Raw genomic sequence first — 2,063 nt, 5'->3', positions numbered from 1 at the left:
GTCGCCGGGGCATTCAGGGGCGTCACTATTTTGATTGCCGAACTTATCACCGGACAGCATCAGGCCGGCGAGGAGTTCTATCGGCTTCTGGGTGGTCCGGTATTCACCTTTGTAACCCTCACGGTTGGAGCCGTCTTGGCCTCGAACTACCAAAGACACAGAGAATCACTCTCGGCACTGGCCGACGAGCGCTACCGCTTGCAGATTAGAACCGCTGGCATCAGGGCCAAGGTCCAAATTCAGCGCGATGAACTTCAAAGTAAAGTTAGAAATCTCCTTGATCCGGCGATAGCAAAAATCCAAGCTAATTTATCCGGGCAGTCATCGATCGCAGTAATCAACTCTCTGCAATCAACGGTGGACGAGGTGGTTCGACCACTGAGTCTTGAGGTGGCGGACACGACCGATGAATTAGAGGCGGTATCGGGTAAAGCTGTTCTGAAAGAAAAAGCTGCGATACCGAAACGAATAATGCTTGGGGAATTCTTGGTTCCGTTCTGGGCAGCGCTTATAAGCTCAGTTATTTCTACCCCGGTAGCTTTTATCTTTGAAGAGCCGTTGGGCGCACTCTCGATTATCGCAAGCATTTTCGCCTCTTTGTTTTTGTGCCTAGGCCTAATACAAAAACTAACAATGTCTGTTCCCATCAAACCGGAATTGGCCTGCGTAATCGTTCCGGTTATTTACACAATTTCACTATCGCCCATATATCTGATTGCAGACTTACTGGACTGGGCTGTAAGCGTTGAGCAGATTCATTCACTGCTGCTTTTTGGAGCTGTGGTTGGAGGGACCGCATTTGCAGCCCAGTTTGCTCAGCTGCAGAGAAAAACCACCACAGAGAAACTGGCGGCTGTGAACCAGGAGCTCGAAATCCTAAACGCCTCACTCCGTCAAGAGCTTTGGCTAAATCGTCGCCGGACCGCATCGGTCCTGCACGGCCCGGTCCAAGCGGCCCTATTTGCATCGGCTATGAAGCTTTCCCAAACGGCCGAACCAACACCGGAGCTTGTTGTTGAGGTGGAAAGAGATATTCAAGACGCGCTTGAAAAACTCAACAACCCGAACAACCTAGAGGGTGAAGAAATCTCAACTGTGCTTGAGCAGATCGTTGAGATCTGGTCCGATGCTGCCCAGATCACAATTTCATTTTCTGAAGAGCTCGAGCGAGCTCTCTTACGCAAGCCGCTTGCCAGCGAAGCCCTGATCGAAATATCCAGAGAGTTTATAAATAACGCCATCAAGCACGGCAAGGCGGAAACAGTGTCGCTTCGAGTTTTCAAAGTTGACCCATATCGCCTAGGGGTTGAGGTCACCGACGACGGTCAGGGTGCTCCTCCCGGAGCTAAACCGGGCTTTGGCTCTAAGCTTCTCACCGAGCTAAGTCTCAGCTGGAACCAGAGCCGAGTGGAAAACAAAACAGTTTCCTACGCCGAGATAGTTTTGGGTCAAGACAACTGGAACTAGAGGGTTGCAAGCAAAGCTTTTAGCTCAGCTTTCGTTGGAGGCTCCGCTCCGGTTTTCTCGCAGGCCATGCTGGCCGCAATCCCAGAAACCCTAGCTATCTCAGAAAGCTCGGAATCGGAAACCCTCTCGAGCCTCTCAAAGGCTTTTGATCCAAGAGCCGAAAGTTGCTCAAGCTGAATCAGAGTATTCGCACAAAAAGTATCCCCCGCACCAACGGTGTCCTGGACCTGGACTTTTCTGGAAGCAACGTCGATTCGGGTGTTGCCCCTGCGGTAGACGCTTACGCCATCCCCGCCTCGGGTGACAAACACGATCTTCGCGGTGTCACCAATCCAGTCCCAGGCAATCTGGTCAATTGCGCCGCCACTATCTGCTGCACCTTCCAAACCGTATAGCCAAGCGATGTCGTCGTCGGAGGCTTTGATGAGGTGAGAAAAGGAGTTCACGCGCTCTACGCGCTCACGCTCTTCTGCTACCTCAAATCCCAGGGCCGGACGAACGTTTATGTCGTGCGAAATGGTTAGTAGCTACTGGTTAAAGAACGCTTTCGCCCAGGTTTCGATAACTGCGTTTCCAGGAGGCATTGCCATCGTCAA

2 protein-coding genes are annotated in these 2,063 nt (G+C 51.7%); one reads left to right on the top strand and one right to left on the bottom strand.

Annotated elements, in window-relative coordinates; all coding sequences use genetic code 11:
* Positions 1–1,467, top strand: a 1,467-nt coding sequence (locus WAO31_RS05990) for a sensor histidine kinase (RefSeq protein WP_509591433.1), incomplete at its 5' end; no start/stop codon positions are given.
* Here the strand turns inward: WAO31_RS05990 and WAO31_RS05985 are convergent.
* Positions 1,464–1,955: a PfkB family carbohydrate kinase gene (locus WAO31_RS05985; RefSeq protein WP_509591436.1), complete on the bottom strand. Its 492-nt coding sequence runs from the start codon at positions 1,953–1,955 to the stop codon at positions 1,464–1,466. The two genes, WAO31_RS05990 and WAO31_RS05985, sit on opposite strands and share 4 nt — an antisense overlap.
* Positions 1,956–2,063 lie beyond the last annotated feature (108 nt).

The organism is Rhodoluna sp., from assembly GCF_049276775.1.
In the GTDB taxonomy this organism is placed as follows: domain Bacteria; phylum Actinomycetota; class Actinomycetes; order Actinomycetales; family Microbacteriaceae; genus Rhodoluna.
This window is presented reverse-complemented; position numbering and strand designations above follow the sequence as displayed.